Source organism: Zemynaea arenosa (assembly GCF_004614185.1).
GTDB classification, from domain to species: domain Bacteria; phylum Pseudomonadota; class Gammaproteobacteria; order Burkholderiales; family Burkholderiaceae_D; genus Telluria; species Telluria arenosa.
The window spans coordinates 1-3,295 of the sequence record NZ_SPVF01000098.1; the positions used below are offsets into that span (position 1 = coordinate 1).

Genomic DNA, 3,295 nt, shown 5'->3' on the forward strand with positions numbered 1-3,295 from the left:
GGCGCGATGCGCGCCGCCACGGCGGCCGCCGAACCGCCGGACGAGCCGCCCGGCACGGCCGCCTTGTCCCACGGGTTCTTTACCGCACCGAAAGCCGAGTTCTCGTTGGCGGAGCCCATCGCGTACTCGTCGCAATTGAGCTTGCCCAGCGTGACCATGCCCGCGCCGGCCAGGTTGGAGACGATAGTGGCGTCGAACGGGCTGACGTAGTTCGCCAGCATCTTCGAGCCGGCCGTGGTGCGCCAGTCGCGCGTGACGAAGATGTCCTTGTGCGCGATCGGCACGCCTGCGAGGGCCGGGCCGGCACCGGCGGCAATGGCCGCATCAGCGGCGCGCGCCTGCGCCAGCGACAGCTCTTCATCCACGTGCAGGAACGCGTTCAGGTCCGAAGCCGCGATGCGGGACAGGTAGTGCGTGGTCAGTTCGACCGACGACACTTCTTTCGCCCGCAGCAGCGCGGACAGCTCTTTGAGGGATTTGGTGTGCATGTGCTGTGCTCTTCTCTATCTTCTCTGCGGCGGCTTATTCGATGACTTTCGGGACCAGGTACAGGCCGTCCTGCGTGGCCGGCGCGGGCTTCTGGTAGTCCGCGCGGTGGTCCTCTTCGGTCACCACGTCTTCGCGCAGGCGCAGGCGCATCTCCATGATGGCCGCCAGCGGCTGCGACAGCGGCTCGACACCGGTCGTGTCCACGGCCTGCATCTGCTCGGCCAGGGCGAAGATGCCGTTCAGTTCCGCCAGCGCGGTCTCGGCGTGGGCCTCGTCCATATCCAGCTGGGCGAGGTTGGCGATGCGTTTTACGTCTGCGAGTGTCAGGGACATGGCATGCATTGCGCGGCCGGGGCCGCGACGGTCGAAAAATGGAAAAGATGCCAAAAAATGGTCATTTTGGCGTATAAAAGCGACCAAACCGGCCTCATTCAGTCCCTTAAATAGGCCCTGTAAACCCCGGTTTTGGCGTCATTAAGCGGTAAATTATAAGGTAGAATGGCGGGCTAATGCGGTCCTAAGTCCGCACCCAGAATACCAAGAACACCTTGACCGTCCGGCCGGCGCGCCTTTGCGCGTGGCGGGACTTTGTGATGATTCATGACTGCGCACCGTGTGCGCTTACAGGATAGACATACATGTTTGGTTTTTTGCGCAGCTATTTTTCGAATGACCTGGCCATTGACCTCGGCACTGCCAACACCCTGATCTACGTGCGCGGCCTGGGCATCGTGCTGGACGAGCCGTCGGTCGTCGCGATCCGCCAGGAAGGTGGCCCGAATGGCAAGAAGACCATCCAGGCGGTGGGTAAGGAAGCAAAGCAGATGCTGGGCAAGGTCCCCGGCAACATCGAAGCGATCCGTCCGATGAAGGATGGCGTGATCGCCGACTTCACCGTCACCGAGCAGATGCTCAAGCAGTTCATCCGCATGGTGCACGACTCCAAATTCTTCCGTCCCTCGCCGCGCATCATCATCTGCGTGCCGTGCGGCTCGACCCAGGTGGAACGCCGCGCGATCCGCGAATCGGCGCTCGGCGCCGGCGCCTCGCAGGTGTACCTGATCGAAGAACCGATGGCCGCGGCGATCGGCGCCGGCCTGCCGGTGTCGGATGCGACGGGCTCCATGGTCGTCGACATCGGCGGCGGCACCACCGAGGTGGGCATCATCTCGCTGGGCGGCATGGTCTACAAAGGCTCGGTACGCGTGGGCGGCGACAAGTTCGACGAAGCGATCGTCAACTACATCCGCCGCAACTACGGCATGCTGATCGGCGAGCAGACCGCCGAAGCGATCAAGAAGGCCATCGGCTCGGCCTTCCCGGGTTCCGAAGTCAAGGAGATGGAAGTCAAGGGCCGCAACCTGTCCGAAGGCATTCCGCGCTCGTTCACCATTTCGTCGAACGAGATCCTGGAAGCGCTGACCGACCCGCTCAACAACATCGTCTCCGCCGTCAAGAACGCGCTGGAACAGACCCCGCCGGAACTGGGCGCCGACATCGCCGAGAAGGGCATGATGCTCACCGGCGGCGGCGCGCTGCTGCGCGACCTGGACCGCCTGCTGATGGAAGAAACCGGCCTGCCGGTGCTGGTCGCCGAAGACCCGCTGACCTGCGTGGTGCGCGGCTCGGGTATGGCGCTGGAGCGCATGGACAAGCTGGGTTCGATCTTCTCGTACGAATAAGTTGATGTTGCTGGAGCCGCCCGCCGTTTGCCCTGTGGGTAAGCGCGGCGGCGCAAGGCTGCGCTGATCCAAAGGGCCGCGCGGCCAGAACACGGAAGTCATGGAATACAGTCCACCGCCACTCTTCAAGCAAGGTGCACCCGCCCGGGTGAAGGTGACCGTCTTCGCACTCATTTCGATCGGCCTGCTGATGCTGGACGCGCGCGTGCACATGCTCGGCGTGGCGCGCCAGGTCGCGGGCACGATCCTCTATCCATTCCAGATGGCCGCCCTGATGCCGCGCGATGCGCTGGGCAGCATGGGCGACTACTTCACCTCGATCTCCGAGCTGCAGAAGGAAGTGCGCACGCTGAAAAGCCAGCAGCTGCTGGCGGCGCAGCAGCTGCAGCAGGCGCAGATGCAGGTCAACGAGAACGTCCATCTGCGCAAGCTGATGGAGGCGCGCGAACATGTGCCGGTCAAGTCCATCATGAGCGAGATCCTGTACGACGCGCGCGATCCGGCCACGCGCAAGATCGTGCTGGACCGGGGTTCGCGCAACAGCGTGGTCCTCGGACTACCGGTGATCGACTCGTCCGGCGTGGTGGGGCAGGTGACGCGGGTGTTCCCGTTCACCTCCGAAGTCACGCTGCTGACCGACAAGGAGCAGGCGATTCCGGTGCAGGTGCTGCGCAATGGCCTCCGGTCCGTGGCGTACGGCCGCGGGCAATCGGGGCTGCTGGACTTGCGCTTCGTCGCCCCGAATGCGGATGTGCAGGTGGGGGATGTGCTGATCACGTCCGGGCTGGATGGGATTTATCCGGCTGGGCTGGCGGTGGCCAAGGTGATGCAGGTCGAAAGCGCCGCGGGGGCATTCAGCCGCGTCGTGTGCCAGCCTCTCGCCGGCGTCGATCGTCACCGCCAGCTGCTGATCCTGATGGAGCAGCCGATGATCGCAGCCCGTCCGCCCGAGGAAGAACAGCGCGCGCAGGTGAAAGCCAAGAACCTGCCCAAGATGGCGCCCGTGATGGCGCCCGCCGTGATCCCGGGAACCGCGCCCGCCGCCGCACCGGGCTCCGTCGCTCCTGCCACCGGTGCCGCGCCCGCTGCGGGCACGGGAGTGGCGCCTGCGCGGACTGCACCCG

The 3,295-nt window shown here is 64.9% G+C and carries 4 protein-coding genes; 2 read left to right on the forward strand and 2 right to left on the reverse strand.

Features of this window, described 5'->3' with window-relative positions:
- On the reverse strand, positions 1-488 hold a 488-nt coding region (locus E4L96_RS06930), incomplete at its 3' end, for an amidase family protein (RefSeq protein ID WP_267874320.1).
- A gap of 34 nt (positions 489-522) precedes the next feature.
- On the reverse strand, positions 523-822 hold the full coding sequence (gene gatC / locus E4L96_RS06935; RefSeq protein WP_135206488.1) for an Asp-tRNA(Asn)/Glu-tRNA(Gln) amidotransferase subunit GatC: 300 nt from the start codon (positions 820-822) through the stop codon (positions 523-525).
- 305 nt (positions 823-1,127) lie between these two features.
- Between gatC and E4L96_RS06940 the strand changes: the two genes are divergently transcribed.
- Positions 1,128-2,171 carry a rod shape-determining protein gene (locus E4L96_RS06940; RefSeq protein WP_018057985.1) on the forward strand — a complete coding sequence of 348 codons (1,044 nt, stop codon included), beginning with the start codon at positions 1,128-1,130 and terminating at the stop codon, positions 2,169-2,171.
- 100 nt (positions 2,172-2,271) lie between these two features.
- Positions 2,272-3,295: rod shape-determining protein MreC (gene mreC, locus E4L96_RS06945; RefSeq protein ID WP_135206489.1), on the forward strand; the 1,024-nt coding region annotated here is incomplete at its 3' end.